Below are 15,204 nucleotides of genomic sequence, written 5' to 3'. Positions count from 1 at the left end.
TATGAAAAAATGGATGATCATCCTGCTGCTGCTTTGTCAGACAGGTTATGCCCAACAACACAAGAATACGTTTACCGATTATATACAACCAGCGGTGTTTTCATTGTCAATGGTGATGATGCATGACGTGGTGAATCCACCTGCCGCCTGTCGTTTTTATAGTTATGCGATGATGTCGGCCTATAGTATTGTGGCGGCCCATAATAAAGAGATTCCTGATGCAAAGCGCTTTATTGCTTCCTATCCCGGTATTGCAGTACATGACAGCGGCAGGGTGTACGACTATCGTATTGCAGCTGTATATAGTATTCTGGAGACCGGCAAACTGATGCTGCCATCGGGTTTTATGCTGGAGAAGGATGAGGAGAAGCTGGTATTATTGTTTAAAAAAGACAAAACGCCGGACAGTATCATCCGTAATTCCATTGCGGTAGCGGTAGATGTGGCGAAACAATCCGTGCAGTGGGCGCGGCCGGATGGGTATACAAAACTGAGTACGAGGGTGCGTTATACGCCGGCAAAAGGGGAGGGTTACTGGTATCCGACACCCCCCGCTTATATTGAAGCCGTGGAGCCTCACTGGAAAACGATCCGTCCGATGGTGATTGATTCCTGTAACCAGTTTCTGCCTTTGCCTCCGGTACCTTTCAGTAAGGATACAGGTAGTGCTTTTTACGCATTGAATAAGGAGGTGCATGATGCAGGAGTGAGTCTGAATATGGGACAAAGGGCAATCGCGTCGTTCTGGGATTGTAATCCGTTTGCCGTAAGTACTTATGGACATATGGCTATAGGCTTTAAGAAGATCACCCCCGGTGGTCACTGGATGAATATTACCGGCATTGCTGCCCGGAAAGTACAGCTGGATTTTGATAAGACGGTGTTAGTACATACGTTAGCAGCTGTAACGATGATGGATGCTTTTATCAGTTGCTGGGATTCCAAATACACCAGCAACCGTATCCGCCCGGAAACCTATATCAACAAGTATATGGATGTGCGCTGGAAACCGTTGTTACAAACCCCGCCTTTTCCGGAGTATACCAGCGGGCATAGTGTTGTGTCTTCTGCGGTGGCAACGGTGCTGACTTACATGATGGGAGATCATTTTGAATATGAAGACAATACCGAGGAGATGTTTGAAATCCCCACCCGCAAATTCAGTTCTTTCCAGGCTGCCTGTAATGAAGCGGCTATTTCCCGTTTATATGGCGGTATTCACTTCCGCGATGCGATCGAGAATGGTGTTGTTCAGGGGCATAAGGTAGGAGAAAAGGTAGTGGAAAGGATCAGGGATGCGGGTATTAAGCCTGTATATGGCCGCTAAGTTTCCCGAGAAGAGGAATGGCTACTGTTTCCGGTATTTTGATTGAATTTTGTAACTTTGCAGGATGGAAAGCGTAGAAAGTATAGAAACCTTTTATCGTTCCAAACTGAATTGGATGCCTGACAATCTTAAGAAAGAGTTGGGGCATTTCAATGTATTCAAACTGGAAGACTTTGCGGGCAGAAAGTGTTCTGCCCACAATCGGAAAGAATATTACAAAATCAGTCTGATCAGGGGGCGCAACAGGTATGAGTATGCAGATAAAGTGATTGAGACAGACAAGAATGCGCTGATCTTTTCCCATCCGCAGGTACCTTATCACTATGATGTGCCGGACGAGGAGCATGACGGGTATTTCTGCATTTTTACGGAAGCTTTTTTTCAGCAATTCGGCGCCAGCCGACTCCATGAATATCCGGTGATGAAACCGGGCGGGCAACCGATCTATGTGTTGTCTGACGAGCAGTTTGAAAAGGTACAGGGTATTTTTGATAAGATGCTGAGAGAGATCGCTTCTGATTTTGCCTATAAATATGACGTATTAAGAACATGTGTCTTCGAGCTGATGCATGAAGCCATTCGTCTGCAGCCTGCGGCTACATTATATACCAATACCAACGCGGCTACGCGAATATCTTCCCTTTTTATGGAACTCCTGGAACGACAGTTCCCGGTAGAATCTCCCATACAGCAGATGCGGTTGCGTTCAGCGACCGATTTCGCTAATCAGCTATCTGTCCATGTCAATCACCTGAACAAGGCACTGAAGGAAACGACTGGCAGAACCACTTCACAGCTGATCAGTGAACGTATTCTCCAGGAAGCCCGCTCCCTGCTGAAGCATACGGACTGGAACATTTCGGAAGTAGGCTGGAGTCTCGGCTTTGAGGAGCTACCGCACTTTATCAATTTCTTCAAAAAGAACACGGCTGTCAGTCCCTCTGTTTTCCGCAAGTCGATTGATTGATTTTTACAGCTTTTAGTTTGTTTATTATAGCTGTTTACGTGTGGATACATGCTAAGTTTGCAGTACCATTCAATACGTAAAAGTTATAACAATGAACATAACAACTATAGATGGCGCTGTCACACTGGCTAATGGCGTGCACATGCCTTACCTGGGACTCGGTGTTTATAAAACGAAGAACGGACAGGAAGTGCGCGATGCTGTGACCTATGCCTTGGACGCAGGGTACAGGCATATAGATACTGCTGCTGCCTATTACAATGAGGAAGGCGTTGGGGCGGCTATTGCCAGTCATCCGGTAGCCAGAAAAGACATCTTCATCACTACAAAAGTCTGGAATTCAGATCAGGGATACGACACGACAATCAGGGCTTTTCATGATTCGCTGCAACGGCTGGGTACAGACTATCTTGATCTTTACCTGCAACACTGGCCCGTAAAAGGGAAGTATAAGGAGACCTGGAGGGCCATGGAGACTTTATACCAGGAGGGCAAGGTCAGGGCGATAGGAGTATCTAACTTTCTTCAGTTCCAGCTGGAAGATCTGATGGGGAATGCCCGTGTTGCCCCTATGGTAGATCAGGTAGAGTTTCATCCTTTCCTGCAACAGCCGGACCTGGTTGCTTTTGCAAAAGCGAATCAGATACAGTTTGAGTCCTGGTTTCCGCTGATGCACGGTCGGGCGTTTGGTGTTGAGATATTCACAAGAATAGCCGCAAAGCATCAGATTACGATAGCGCAGCTGCTGTTACGCTGGAATCTGCAAAGGGGGATTGTGATCATTCCCAAAAGCGTTCGCCAGGCAAGGATCATAGAGAATGCGCAGTTGTTTGATTTTGTGTTACCACAGGAGGATATGGAGATTCTTAACAGTCTGGATGAAGGCGCCCGTATGGGGCCTGATCCCGCAAACTTTAATTTCTAACAACATACATCCGAGAGCGGATTGTAACGAATCAGAATCTATGTCATACACCCGGAATCTTCCGGGTGTTTTTCTCATAAGGAGTTGCTGGTAACTCAAAATTTTTTTGGCGTAACTTTGCGGCTCATAAAACGGGAACTTCAGGGAAAATGAGAAAAAAAGTAAAGCGCCACATGCGCAGGGTACGTTATGTCCTGTACAAGGAGACATTACTGGACTTCAGGGAACATTTATGGACTTTTCTGGGTGCTTTTACCGGAATCGGGCTTATTGGCTTTCTGCAGAGCAAATTTCTTGACCCCGCTGACAATATCTTCCTGATCGGCTCCTTTGGGGCTTCTTCCGTCCTTATTTATGGTATTATTAATAGTCCACTGGCACAACCCCGAAACCTCGTAGGCGGTCACCTTATCTGTGCATTGGTGGGTGTGACTATTCACAAGCTGGTGCCCAATGAATTATGGCTGGCAGCTGCTCTTTCCGTGGCGTTTTCCATTGTACTGATGCAGATCACTAAAACCTTACATCCTCCCGGGGGCGCAACAGCCCTGATTGCCAATATCGGTACGCAGCGTATCAAAGACCTGGGGTATATATATGTACTAAGCCCTGTTTTGTCAGGAGTCCTGATCCTCCTGCTGGTCGCCCTGCTTTTCAATAACATGACTGCTCACCGGAAGTATCCGCATCGTCCTGTCTGGCATATCAGAAGAAGAAGACATGCCCATTAAAAATCCGGACTTTCATGGATCTTTTTGGGCATGTATATTAATATATTCTAATTTTATAGTCTCATATTGTATCCATGCCTAAGAAAATAACCACGTTATTCCTGCTAATCGGAAGTATTGCCTGTATATATGCCTGCACGGATAAAAAGTCTGCCCGCAAGGCGACGGAAGATCCATCTCAACTAAATGGCGACAAAACATATGTTAATCCTGCTGATGGAAAAGCCTATGAAGGTGACTGGAAAGCATATAGTCCCGATCAGGGAGTGAAAAAGTCGGCCGGTCCGAATAGCCTGAAGCAGGTAATATTGCTGACAGTACAAGCTAAAGTACAGCAGCGCATTGAACTGGATACGCTGGCGGGGTACATCCGGAAGAGTGAGAACCTGGTACTGGATCAGCTGACAGGTATTAAGGATACAGGAGAGGTACTGATACAGTTTACTTTATTGCCCCGGAAACGACCGGATATCCGGCTTTCTTACAAGGGGAAGCTGAATGAAAATATGCTGAACCAGATACGACTGAAAGTGAATGAGTCTTCTAGCTGGTTCAGAACGATAAAAGACAGCTGTGTTTACCAGATGTACTTCCTTGTAAATGAACAAAATGAATACGGTCAGAAAAAATGATCTGAAATGACCAATCCCTGAATATAAATAGCTGTTAATTTTAGACTCCTTAGTAAATAACCATTTAGATAAGCAATGATAAACACCACATCCCGTCAACAGTTATTCTTTTTAATGCTGCTGATCTGTCTGGGCTTTGTAGCCTGTTCTAAAGACGAAGAACCAGCGCCTGCCCTCACCAATGATCAGTTATACGCGAACTCTATCCTGGATGCGATGCATGCAGAAGCATCTGAAGCAGTTGACTCATTATGGCCTATTACAGCCGGAAATACAAAGTTGCAATGGAAAACCATCAATGGACAGTCCTATGTACTGATGGCTTCCTTTATGCGTTTCCCTGCCAGTTACCCTGAAGGAGATTCTATCACTAATACCTGGGGCGAATCATGGCTGTTCATCCCTTCTCAGATGAAAAGCAGGATCGGACAGAGCTTTAATGCTTCTTCGGATACTGTTATGCGTATCTGTCAGTTGTTGGGCCTGCCGCCAAAAAACAGCCGTAGTAATACACATATTGCCGAGATATGGGTACCTGCTTCCCGTCTGAACCGTCCTGCAGGTAATCCTTCTATCGCGACCACAACTGCTACTGCGGATCTGATCGAGTCAGTGACACCGGAATATCAGAGCTGGTTTAATAACTATATTATATACGCTTACTACCATACATTAACTTCCGCAACAGATTTCCATTATCCATGGACCAGGATGGGTTATACCTATGACTGGGCGCCGGGATCTAAAAAGGTGGGTTTAAGTGAATATGTGCTTCAGGCGTCTTCGGGATGTTGGGTGGAAAAGGTGAGAACTGCGTCGGAGTATTTTAAAAACTAGTGATCATTTATTCTATCATAGCAAAATAAAAAGCCTTCTAAGACATCGTTCTTAAAAGGCTTTTTTAGCTTTTGTCAGTCAGGGGGAAATTGCTTCCCTTAGTGACTTTCAGTATATTTCTTGAAGTTATTCAGGATTGTCTGCCAGCCTTCACGTTGCATTTCCACCGGGTTTTCATCTTCCGCCTCAAATGTTTCCACCACTTTCGTCGCATCTTCAACTGTAGTGAAGAGTACGCTTACTTTTCTGCCATCTCCCATGGTGTATTCTATCAGTTTATGTTCCTTCACGTCTGTATACTCACCGCCGAATTCAAAACTGAAACTACCGTCTTTAGCTGCCATGGTGGTACTGAATTTACCGCCGGTACGCAGGTCATTTTCTGCTTTTGGTGCGTGCCAGTCGTCAGACGCGAAAGCCCAATGTGTGATATGCTCCGGTTTGTTCCAGTAATCCCAGACTTTAGCTACCGGCGCCTGAACAGTACTTTCGATGGTGATGGCAGTCCTTGTTTTCGTTGTCATATCAGTGAATTTTTAGTGTGATTGTTCGTTGTTGTTAACGATACAAACTTACGCTGAGAGATCGTGTCGAAAGAGGGGTGAAAAAGACAAAGAAGAGGCGTTTTACGACCCCGGCTATTGTTTTATTTACTGCCACCTGCTGCTATACCATTCAGTACGGGATTGAGCCTTACATATTTTTTATCATCGAAACTGATCTCATAGTCAGAAACGAAGTGTGTGCTTTTCTTATAATAGTCGGTAGTAATGATCTGTGCGCCGGAATTACAGGCGGCCATGAAATTGGATTTATCGTTCAGACGCGCCTCCCGGGTATCCGCATCTGCCCTGGTACGGATGATATACCCTTTTGCTACCAGGTCTTTGATTTCCGGTGTCGTAGGTGTGTTTCTGAAAAGCATTGCTGCTTCAGGCTGTCCCGGATCCGCATTGGCAAACATTACCCTGCCTTTCAGGGAAGCATGACCGGCTACATACATGTCTTTTTTAGGGCCATTGGCATCCAGCAGGAAGGCAAATTTACCTTTGGCATCTTTCAGGGTAGGCCAGTTGTCATGCAATACAGCGTCTTCCAGGGTCTTATATTTACCTCTGACCATATCCGGTGTAATGATGTGTTCTTTACCCAATCCTGCTATCAACGCCTTATCCAGTTCTTCATACGTTTTTGGCGTGAATGGCTCCGGAGCGGTTGTGTTTTTCTCATTAGAGGTACCGTCCTTAGGTTCCAGGGTGATAAAGATCGGGTAATGATCAGGATGTTTATCTGACCAGGTTTTCAATTCGGCCAGGATATTCTTTAAGGTCAGGTAGTCATTGCGGAAGTCCAGATCCGGTACATGCAGTACTTTGAAACCCGGTTCGTTCATAACGCCTTTTTCATCAAATGGAGCTTGTCCAGGCGCCCATTGCAATCCTTTCGGATGCGCGAAACGTCCGCCTTTTTCATCCGGATAAACATCAATTTCCAGGTTTAATAAGCCCATATCCAGTTGTTCTGCAATGGAAATGTGTTCATAGTCCAGTTTGCTGGCTGATACGGAGTCTTTTTGCTGGAATACTTTAAATAAGGCCGGGTCTATGGCTCTTTTATAGCTATTGTGAGATCCGATTACCTGTATCCTGTTCATTTTCAGGTTGTCAGGTATTCCGTCGTGCATCAGACAGATGCCAAGTGCTAAAGCAATTCCTCCTAGAATCTTCATATTGAGTCGTTTATACAGGCTGACAAAAGTGCCTGGAATGTTAATATGCTTTGATAGTAGTCTGACTATAGTTATGCTTCGTTGATGCTGCGTTAAAAAGGGAGCACTAACGAAGCATAACTATAACTATAGTATAGTCTGCAAATGTATTTACCAGGAAATAAGGAGCAAAGCACTTTACAATAGTATAACATTGTGCTGAAATACAAAGGCCTGCTCACTGTAAAAGTGGCAGGCCTTCGTATATTATTATTTAATAACTATAATCCGATCAGAAGCGGTAGCCAACTGTCAGACGGAAGTTACGACGTGCTTCTACAATGTAGCTGTAGTAGCCTGCAGAGAACGAGGCTGCGGTCAGCAATTTACGGTTATCTGCCACGTTGTTTACCAGGGCGGAGATAGAGTATTTACCTTTTAAATAGCTCAGACCAGCATCACCACGGAAGTAGTTAGGCATATTGTATACTTTGGTAGTACCATAAGCGCGATCTGCCAGCCATTGTATACCACCCATTACACCAAAGCCTTCCAGTACACCTGAACGTAAGCGGTAAGTTAACCACGCGTTAGTAACGTGTGCCGCAGTATTAGGAGTGATGTTACCTACTGTTGTATTCGCTTCAGTTTTGTTAGGTGCATCTTTAGTCACTTTAGATTTAGTATATGCGTAGTTGACATTAACGTTCAGACCTGGTACGATCTCACCGTTGATATCAGCTTCAATACCCTTGGTAACTGTTTCACCCAGTGTTTCAGATACATCTGCACCACGGCTGTCTTTGATACCCAGGGCTACTTTTGCGTTCTGACGGGCAATACGGTAAGCTGTTACAGAAGTCATCCAACGACCCTGGAACCATTCTTTCTTGATACCCGCTTCCATGTCATTACCTTTAACCGGTTCGAATGCTTTCAGGTTGGAATCAAGTCCTGTCTGAGGAACGAAAGACTGATCATATAAAGCGTATACAGTTGTAGATTTATTCACAGAGTAGCTAAGACCGACTCTTGGAGATACGACATTGTTCAGAAGGCTTGCAGTTTTGGTCTGACCTACTGTTTCTGCACGGGTGAAACGAATACCCAGGGACAGACGCAGGTTGTTGTTGAAGAACGCCAGCTCATCCTGTGCATATATAGAAGTATAGTTTACAGAAGAGAGATAAGCGCTTGCGCCGGCTCTTGTTCTTACACTTTTAGAACGGTCGATAGTAGGAATTGAGTCAAATGGAACACCATAAACAGGGTTGTATACATTGAACTTCTGACCACCTTTCAGGCCCAGGCTCTGATCCAGTGTACGGAAGTCACCCCAGAATTTCTTGTTACCCATATCGATACCAGCCAGAATTCTGTGGCGGATTTTACCGGTATACTCTTCATCAGACAGTGATAACTGTGCGAATCTGTTTTCACCTGCTTCATCGCCGATGCTGAAATAACGGTCCATATCGCCGCTTTGTGTTACGCTGTTAGCCCATACGCTGTTAGCCACCATGCTGAAGTTGAAATAAGCTACCTGCGCGTGTGCCTGCCATTTGTCGTTCAGTTTGTGATCCAGGTATACGTAAGCACTGTGGTCTCTCAGACGGCCTGGTTCCAGGGAGGGATCGCCATAGAAGAAGTCGTTGTTGATACCTTCATCCAGCAGTTTTCTTGCAGAGAACTGGTAGTTGCCATTACCGAGGTATTTGGAACCCTGGAAAGTATATTCCAATGTAATGGATGTTCTGTCGTCTACCAGGTATTTCAGTACCGGAGCGATCATATAACGGTTGCTATAGTTGTATTTGGTATAGAAGTCTTTCTGCTGAGCGGAGGTGTTCAGTCTGTACAGCAGTTTACCATCTTTGCTCAGTTTACCGTCAAAGTCCAGTGCTGCACGGTAAGTACTGAAGCTACCCATGCTCAGGTTAACAGAACCTTGTGTAACACCGGTAGGTTTTTTAGTGACTACATTGTAGAAACCACCTGGTTCACCAGCTGCGAGCATAAAGCCGGCAGGGCCTTTAACGAATTCAATACGATCGATCATACCCGCATCTTCAGCGGTAGGACCCCAGCTCGCTTCGATGTTCATACCGTTACGGAAAGCAGGAATTTTAGAACCTCTCATACGGATCTGCGCATACTGGTTATCCCAGTGACCAACACGGGTAGCGCCACTCACGTTACGGGTAACACCGTCTACGATATCGAATGCCTGCTGATCAGCGATCAGGGAAGAAGAGATTACCTGAATATTCTGAGGAATTTCCATGATAGGCGTTTTCAGACGCAGTGAACCGGAAACATCTTCTGTTTTGTATTTGTTTCTGTTACTGTTGATGATTACTTCCTGCAGCTGCTGGTTAGTAGCTTCCAGCTGGATGTCTACGTGTACAATCTGGTCCTGGAGAACATCAACTTCTTTGGTGATGCTCTTGTAACCCATTAACATCACCTGGATGGTATAGTGACCTGGTTGCATTCTTTTGAAAATGAATTCGCCTTTTTCATTAGTCACTGTTCCCTTATTTCTTTCTTTGATCTGTACTGCCACATAAGGAACAGCAACACCATCACCTGTAACTACTTTACCCTTGATAGCGGAAAGGGGTTCATCGATTGAAAAGGCTGGCATAGCCACAAACATTGCACATAGGAGACATAACAGCCCCGGAAGTCGGTTAAATTTAGTATGCATATAAGCTGATTAGCTGATTAATATTGTAAACGCGCCGCAAAATTAAGATGATTGCGGAGGGGGCTGTTTATCAAATTGGGAAAATGGTTTACGCAATGCGGAAAAATGCAGTGCTAATAATAAGATAGTGGCAATAAAGTATAATGATTGGGTAAAATAATATGCTTATGATTGCTTCCACTTGAGATCATGTACGTCGAACTCCAATACAAAGCGGCCGGTATTGACAATATCAACTTCTATGAGCATCGTTTTTGCTTTTTTCAGTTTTTCCAGGAATCCTTTTGTGGTAGCAAGATGCAGAATGCGTGCACTCTCGTCTTTATAGCCAAGTGAAGGATAGAATGCATCTTTGTTCTTGTCAAAACGTATGTGCAGGCCCTGTTCGCCGGTAAAATAGCCTGGATTGAACGCTCCATCTGCTATATCGATATAAGCATCAGTTTCGTTTTCTCCTTTTTTTTTCAGTGTAAAGGTAAGATAGGCAGGTGTGTAATTTGTGGATGTTGTGGTAACGGTGCGTTTTTGGGGTGTGCCTGAAGAAGAATAAGAGGAACGTCTTCCCCAGAAGCCAGAAGATGGAGGAGAGGACGAATTTCGCTTTCCCCAGAAACTGTTTGTTTTTCTTTGGGCGTTATTGTAGCCATTCCTGTAGCCATCGTCATAAGCCCTGTTAGCCCTGTTAGCACTGTTGTTATCATAGCTTTGAACAACAGAGACGTGTATTATTTCCCTGTCAGTCCTGACGCTGATATTTTGCTTTGGACTTATCGTTGCATAAAAGGTAGTATCCGATGTCATAGGATCCTCTATTGCCTGGTAATACCATGTTCTTGGATGCTTTCTTTCTTCTGCCGCTGCCGCCTGTATACTATCCTGTTTCATTTTTATTGAATCAACCTGCGTAATGGCTGAGGAAGGTACGTTTTTGACAGCTTTACGGATGCTCAGCGTAATGCCAATGATAATGGGAAGTCCGATAAAAACGAATACGGCAATGGAGGCTCGTTTGAAAAACTTAGTCATAGACAGATAGGGCACATTTTGCAGGGGCAAGATACTAAAAAAGCCGGATTGCTTGCAAAGAAGCAGTCCGGCTGAAGTTACCCTGTCCGAATATATGTCAGCTTATCCTGTTCAACGTTTTAAATGCCTGTTCTGCCTGACTGAAAAAATGCTGATGCAGTGCACCGGTAGTGCCTACATGAATTTCATACAGGTCTTTTTCAATGCCGTCGAGTGTAGCTGTGGCTACTTCTTCCGGTGTGATCTTTTCTTTGGTGGGAATATCCCTGGTAAATTCGGTATCCACCAGTGAAGGCATCACTTCAAATACTTTGATATTTGTTGCCTGGGACAGACTATGACGTAATGATTGTGAATAAGAATGTAAAGCCGCTTTACTGGCAGAGTAGGTGGGTAGGGTAAAGGCGGGTACAAAACCGGTAATGGAAGACATGTTGATAATGGCTGCTTCCGGCTGTTCTTTCAGCAAGGGAAGGAATTTAGCAGTGATATTGACAGCCGCCAGGTAGTTGGTAGTCATTTCGCGGGAAGCGTTCAGAAACGTTTCTGTGTCATCATGTAACTGATGCAGATACGACAAACCTGCATTGTTCATCAGAAAGTCCAGTTTGCCATATTGCTCCGTGATATACTGTACCAATGCCTGTACCTCCTGTTCGCTCGTCACATCACAGCTGAAATACCCTGCTGCTCCTATCTGTGCGGCTGCTTTCTCCAGCTTTTCTTTACTTCTGCCGGTAATGATGACCTGGTTTCCTTTCTGTATAAATAATCGGGCTGTTTCCATACCAATACCGGAACCACCACCGGTGATCAGTACCACTTTTCCTGCTGTTTGCATGATTGTAGAATTTAAGACAAAATTCCAGCTAATGAGCCTGTTGCACAATGTATATATCGGACTAAAAAATGTACGGATCGCACATTTTCCATTGGCATGATTTTCAGACTGTACTTATAAAAAACGTTATGGATAGTATTAACCGCCAGCAGCCTGAACAAAATCATCTTGATCTCCAGGATACAGCGGCTGCGAAGAAATTGAAGGAATTAATAGATAAGTCTTCCACTTGTTTTTTCTGTACTGAAATCCGTACGGGAAAGGCATTTGATACGCGGCCTATGGCTGTACAGCAGGTGGATGACGACGGCGTTTGCTGGTTTCTGAGCGCTACAGATAGCCATAAAAATGCGCATATTTCAGCAGACCCTGCTGTGCAATTGTTATTCAAGGGAAGTGAGCATTCTGACTTTATGACGATCTATGGTCAGGCTACGATCAGCCAGGACAAGGCAAAAATTGCGGAATTATGGGAACCTTTATTCAAAACATGGTTTACCGAAGGAGAGGATGATCCGCGGATCTCCGTTATTAAAGTAACGCCTGTAGAGGGGTATTACTGGGATACCAAACATGGACAGATAGTGGCGTTTGCGAAACAGTTGATGGGCGCTGTCACCGGACAGACCCTGGATGACTCAATAGAAGGCAAGCTTGAACTTTAACATTACGAAACCATGAAAATATGAATATCAGGTGGATATTTTTAGTGTCCACCTGATATTATATAAACGTATTGTTTAAAAAGTAAACTCAATCTGATCAGTAATGATCGCCTGCTGATTACAATTGATACTTATTTTTGTCGGTTTCTCAATACAGGGGCCGATGCAGATTGTATCGATGTTGTAATCCCGCTTTACATAGAAAAGTGTATACCCCGTATTTTTTTCAGTCCGGCTGATTTCTCCGTTACCGGCATTATACAACACGAAAGTGTTGCGGGATTTTCCGTATAGATTTTCAGGTTTTGTTTCATCCAATAGTTCGTCCTCCTTAAATGTCTTACCGGCACTGGCTTTGGCCAGTAATTTATTATCCAGCACCACCTGTACATAATAACCTTTTCTTGATTCAGGCGCCAGTTTACGCATGTCTTCGGGCAGTGCATCATAAGTATACACGACACCGCTTTTGATAAGTTCCCTTGTGTAAATCTTTCCTGTGGCTGCAAATACTTCTTTGGAGATCTGCTCATCTGTTTTACGATATTTCCCCCTGAAAGCAGCTTCGTCTGCGATTGTTTGTGCGGTTCGGGGTGTTCCCGGAAACCGGCTGTTAGCCACCAATAATCCGGAGGAAAAGACAAATGCATAAATCAATGAAGACCTGAGCCTGGTTTTGCTTCCTTTTAGCCAGAAAAGCGAATACTTTGGAGAGATCAGTCCGAGTACAAAAAATAGCAGACCACTGCTGATGATGGAAAACAACAATCCTTCCAGGATAAATTGAGTAGTTGAGGCCATAAGGTATATTGAGGTTTTGGTTGATGATACGGGGTTGTGTAAGTATATACGAACAGAATGGTAATAAAGCCTTCGTTCGGACTAAATTTCTCAGAATTATTTTCCTGGTCTGTAGACCAGGCATCCTGTGACCTGTGATACAGGCCGGACAGAACGCCTGGTATCAGATTTTCTCTTTATCAGCTGAAGGATCCGTTTGCTTTGATTTTCGTATCAGATGTTTTAGCCGGTTTGATTTTCGTAGTTTCAAAACAATAAAAGACCAGGCGGCAACGAAGAGTGCAGCTATCATATTATGTGTTTGTATATGGTTGTAAAACGGGAGAATCAGATGGTTACGACAATGCGTTTACCGTTGGTCAACTCCATATCCCAAAGTGAGGCAACATCTTTCAGGGGAACAGTTGTGCTGGATATATTTAGCTTTCCTATGGCTGCCAGCTGGAACATTTCAGGCAGTATTTCGCTGAAAAGCTGCGCAACCTGTGTACGTGACCATGCACCCAGTCCGGAGCCGGTTAACTGAAGATCTACGCTTCTGAGATTAGCGGCTGATAATTGTATCGTATCGCCGGCCATGCTACCAATAGATACATACCTGATACGGTTGGTAAATGAACCATCCCCTTTGAAACAGGAAAGAATCATCTCTGCACTATGGCCCCATAGATAGTCAACAACTATGTCAATGGGAGTTGCTGCATGGATCGTTTTTACCTGTTTTTTAAAGTCTTCGTCGTCCTGTAGCAGGGAGATACTGATGTCTGCACCCAGTGTTAATAACTCCTGTAGTGATTCCTTGTTTCGTCCTGTTACGATGATTTTCCCGGCGCCATAATGTTTTGCGATCTGTACTGCTGTACGTCCGGTAAATCCGGTGGCGCCATTGATCAGTACCACATCTCCGGCTTGTATATCTGCTTTGAATTTCAGTCCCATTGCTGATCCGAATACGGCATTCGGCAAGGCTGCGGCGCTTGCATCGTCCAGGTTATCCGGTAATGGCACAAACCTGTTTTTATCAATCGTGGCTTTTTCTGCCATCATACCTTCACCAATGGCATATACCCTGGTTCCGTCAGGTAACAGGCAAACACCGTCTCCACCAATTAAGCGGCCATTCGTTTGTGGCGCTTCTGTTGAATAGTGGGTACCCGATGCCCTGCGTTTATCAAAATGTTTGATGGCTACCGCTTTTACAGTTACCAGTATTTCATCGTCCTGTGCGGTTGGTTCAGGAAAGTCTACATATTTAGGGAGTGCTTCCTGTGGATACATTACTGCTGCTTTCATTTTGTTTGTTTTACACAAAATTAGTGCGGAAGCCAGGGTCGGGACGATAACATATGTTATCAACTTCAGAAATGGGTTTTCCCTTTAGCCAGTTTGCTTTTAATCCGGCTGAGATGTACGGTGCTGACACCCAGATAAGAGGCGATATAATGTTGTGGTACCCTTTGTACGATATGTGGCCGCTCCTGCAGCAGATGCTGATAACGTTCTTCCGGCGTATCGCGGATAAAAGACACAAATTCGTTGATGTAGTGCGTTTGCCTTTGCGCGGACATGTATAATATCATCTGTGTGAAGTCGGGCTCATTACTGAGTTCTGCGATCAATTGCGATACATACTGTTTGGGCAATAAGTAAATAACAGATGGTTCGATGGTTTCAATAGTAAACTGGCTGGGCAGGTTATTCACAAAGCTATCCAGCGAACTTAAACCTTCTTCTTCGAAAAAGAATTGTACGGTTTTGTCTTCTCCGTTTTTGTTGAAATAACTTCTTACACAACCCTTTTCAATATAAATATAGTGCTGTGATATTTTGCCTTCATCGAGTAAGATCGTTTTGGCCGGAACATCCAGCCGCTGCTGAAATTCCAGATATTTATCCCAGTAGATATTCAGGCGGGGAAATTTATTTCTGAAATGGAAAAACATACTTATCTGGTAATGGCTTTTGCGAAGATAGGGGAATAAATCTCCGAAAGATTGTGGATAACTACAATAAACCTTAAATTCGGTGATCAAA

General features: G+C 44.4%; 15 protein-coding genes. 7 read left to right on the top strand and 8 right to left on the bottom strand.

Annotated features, from left to right (window positions below; all coding sequences use genetic code 11):
* Window position 1: 1 nt before the first annotated feature.
* The 6 genes from CPIN_RS33300 to CPIN_RS33275 all read left to right on the top strand — a co-directional run bounded on the left by CPIN_RS33300 (window position 2) and on the right by CPIN_RS33275 (window position 5,419).
* Window positions 2-1,327, top strand: a complete 1,326-nt coding sequence (locus tag CPIN_RS33300) for a vanadium-dependent haloperoxidase (RefSeq protein ID WP_012794290.1) — start codon at window positions 2-4, stop codon at window positions 1,325-1,327.
* 115 nt (window positions 1,328-1,442) lie between these two features.
* Complete coding sequence (locus CPIN_RS33295) at window positions 1,443-2,294, top strand: helix-turn-helix domain-containing protein (protein ID WP_245552054.1); 852 nt, start codon at window positions 1,443-1,445, stop codon at window positions 2,292-2,294.
* 91 nt (window positions 2,295-2,385) lie between these two features.
* Window positions 2,386-3,219 carry an aldo/keto reductase gene (locus CPIN_RS33290; RefSeq protein ID WP_012794288.1) on the top strand — a complete coding sequence of 278 codons (834 nt, stop codon included), beginning with the start codon at window positions 2,386-2,388 and terminating at the stop codon, window positions 3,217-3,219.
* A gap of 149 nt (window positions 3,220-3,368) precedes the next feature.
* Window positions 3,369-3,950: an HPP family protein gene (locus tag CPIN_RS33285; RefSeq protein ID WP_044220299.1), complete on the top strand. Its 582-nt coding sequence runs from the start codon at window positions 3,369-3,371 to the stop codon at window positions 3,948-3,950.
* Window positions 3,951-4,024: 74 nt separating this feature from the next.
* Window positions 4,025-4,582 (top strand): hypothetical protein, encoded by a 558-nt coding sequence (locus CPIN_RS33280; protein ID WP_012794286.1) that lies wholly within the window; start codon window positions 4,025-4,027, stop codon window positions 4,580-4,582.
* A 75-nt stretch (window positions 4,583-4,657) separates the two neighbouring features.
* Window positions 4,658-5,419, top strand: coding sequence for a hypothetical protein (locus CPIN_RS33275; protein ID WP_012794285.1), 762 nt, complete (start codon window positions 4,658-4,660; stop codon window positions 5,417-5,419).
* A 98-nt stretch (window positions 5,420-5,517) separates the two neighbouring features.
* Here CPIN_RS33275 and CPIN_RS33270 read toward each other — a convergent pair whose 3' ends face one another.
* The 5 genes from CPIN_RS33270 to CPIN_RS33250 form a co-directional block, all read right to left on the bottom strand.
* Entirely contained in the window at window positions 5,518-5,943 is a 426-nt protein-coding gene (locus CPIN_RS33270; RefSeq protein ID WP_012794284.1) for an SRPBCC family protein, read from the bottom strand.
* Window positions 5,944-6,065: 122 nt separating this feature from the next.
* Window positions 6,066-7,148, bottom strand: a complete 1,083-nt coding sequence (locus tag CPIN_RS33265) for a phosphatidylinositol-specific phospholipase C1-like protein (RefSeq protein ID WP_012794283.1) — start codon at window positions 7,146-7,148, stop codon at window positions 6,066-6,068.
* Window positions 7,149-7,419: 271 nt separating this feature from the next.
* Window positions 7,420-9,774, bottom strand: a complete 2,355-nt coding sequence (locus CPIN_RS33260; protein ID WP_222838169.1) for a TonB-dependent siderophore receptor — start codon at window positions 9,772-9,774, stop codon at window positions 7,420-7,422.
* 228 nt (window positions 9,775-10,002) lie between these two features.
* Complete coding sequence (locus tag CPIN_RS33255) at window positions 10,003-10,863, bottom strand: hypothetical protein (protein ID WP_012794281.1); 861 nt, start codon at window positions 10,861-10,863, stop codon at window positions 10,003-10,005.
* A gap of 97 nt (window positions 10,864-10,960) precedes the next feature.
* A complete protein-coding gene (locus CPIN_RS33250) occupies window positions 10,961-11,704 on the bottom strand; it encodes an SDR family oxidoreductase (RefSeq protein WP_012794280.1) in 744 nt (247 codons plus the stop codon).
* Window positions 11,705-11,832: 128 nt separating this feature from the next.
* Here CPIN_RS33250 and CPIN_RS33245 point away from each other — a divergent pair, with 128 nt between their 5' ends.
* Complete coding sequence (locus CPIN_RS33245) at window positions 11,833-12,369, top strand: pyridoxamine 5'-phosphate oxidase family protein (RefSeq protein ID WP_012794279.1); 537 nt, start codon at window positions 11,833-11,835, stop codon at window positions 12,367-12,369.
* A gap of 75 nt (window positions 12,370-12,444) precedes the next feature.
* Here CPIN_RS33245 and CPIN_RS33240 read toward each other — a convergent pair whose 3' ends face one another.
* The 3 genes from CPIN_RS33240 to CPIN_RS33230 all read right to left on the bottom strand — a co-directional run bounded on the left by CPIN_RS33240 (window position 12,445) and on the right by CPIN_RS33230 (window position 15,113).
* The gene (locus CPIN_RS33240; RefSeq protein WP_012794278.1) at window positions 12,445-13,170 is read right to left on the bottom strand and encodes a hypothetical protein; all 726 of its coding nucleotides are present in this window, start codon (window positions 13,168-13,170) and stop codon (window positions 12,445-12,447) included.
* A 327-nt stretch (window positions 13,171-13,497) separates the two neighbouring features.
* Window positions 13,498-14,463 carry a quinone oxidoreductase family protein gene (locus CPIN_RS33235; protein WP_012794277.1) on the bottom strand — a complete coding sequence of 322 codons (966 nt, stop codon included), beginning with the start codon at window positions 14,461-14,463 and terminating at the stop codon, window positions 13,498-13,500.
* A gap of 65 nt (window positions 14,464-14,528) precedes the next feature.
* The gene (locus CPIN_RS33230) at window positions 14,529-15,113 is read right to left on the bottom strand and encodes a Crp/Fnr family transcriptional regulator (protein WP_012794276.1); all 585 of its coding nucleotides are present in this window, start codon (window positions 15,111-15,113) and stop codon (window positions 14,529-14,531) included.
* Window positions 15,114-15,204 lie beyond the last annotated feature (91 nt).

The organism is Chitinophaga pinensis DSM 2588 (genome assembly GCF_000024005.1).
Lineage (GTDB): Bacteria > Bacteroidota > Bacteroidia > Chitinophagales > Chitinophagaceae > Chitinophaga > Chitinophaga pinensis.
Note: the sequence above shows the minus strand (reverse complement) of the source record. Positions and strands in the feature narration are given on the sequence as shown.

Excerpts from the sequence above, each read along its gene's own strand:
- CPIN_RS33285 (WP_044220299.1), top strand. The coding sequence starts at position 3,369 with ATGAGAAAAAAAGTAAAGCGCCACATGCGCAGGGTACGTTATGTCCTG.
- CPIN_RS33270 (WP_012794284.1), bottom strand. The coding sequence starts at position 5,943 with ATGACAACGAAAACAAGGACTGCCATCACCATCGAAAGTACTGTTCAG.
- CPIN_RS33255 (WP_012794281.1), bottom strand. The coding sequence starts at position 10,863 with ATGACTAAGTTTTTCAAACGAGCCTCCATTGCCGTATTCGTTTTTATC.
- CPIN_RS33280 (WP_012794286.1), top strand. The coding sequence starts at position 4,025 with ATGCCTAAGAAAATAACCACGTTATTCCTGCTAATCGGAAGTATTGCC.
- CPIN_RS33250 (WP_012794280.1), bottom strand. The coding sequence starts at position 11,704 with ATGCAAACAGCAGGAAAAGTGGTACTGATCACCGGTGGTGGTTCCGGT.
- CPIN_RS33230 (WP_012794276.1), bottom strand. The coding sequence starts at position 15,113 with ATGTTTTTCCATTTCAGAAATAAATTTCCCCGCCTGAATATCTACTGG.
- CPIN_RS33240 (WP_012794278.1), bottom strand. The coding sequence starts at position 13,170 with ATGGCCTCAACTACTCAATTTATCCTGGAAGGATTGTTGTTTTCCATC.
- CPIN_RS33295 (WP_245552054.1), top strand. The coding sequence starts at position 1,443 with ATGCCTGACAATCTTAAGAAAGAGTTGGGGCATTTCAATGTATTCAAA.
- CPIN_RS33275 (WP_012794285.1), top strand. The coding sequence starts at position 4,658 with ATGATAAACACCACATCCCGTCAACAGTTATTCTTTTTAATGCTGCTG.
- CPIN_RS33265 (WP_012794283.1), bottom strand. The coding sequence starts at position 7,148 with ATGAAGATTCTAGGAGGAATTGCTTTAGCACTTGGCATCTGTCTGATG.
- CPIN_RS33300 (WP_012794290.1), top strand. The coding sequence starts at position 2 with ATGAAAAAATGGATGATCATCCTGCTGCTGCTTTGTCAGACAGGTTAT.
- CPIN_RS33290 (WP_012794288.1), top strand. The coding sequence starts at position 2,386 with ATGAACATAACAACTATAGATGGCGCTGTCACACTGGCTAATGGCGTG.
- CPIN_RS33260 (WP_222838169.1), bottom strand. The coding sequence starts at position 9,774 with ATGCCAGCCTTTTCAATCGATGAACCCCTTTCCGCTATCAAGGGTAAA.
- CPIN_RS33235 (WP_012794277.1), bottom strand. The coding sequence starts at position 14,463 with ATGAAAGCAGCAGTAATGTATCCACAGGAAGCACTCCCTAAATATGTA.
- CPIN_RS33245 (WP_012794279.1), top strand. The coding sequence starts at position 11,833 with ATGGATAGTATTAACCGCCAGCAGCCTGAACAAAATCATCTTGATCTC.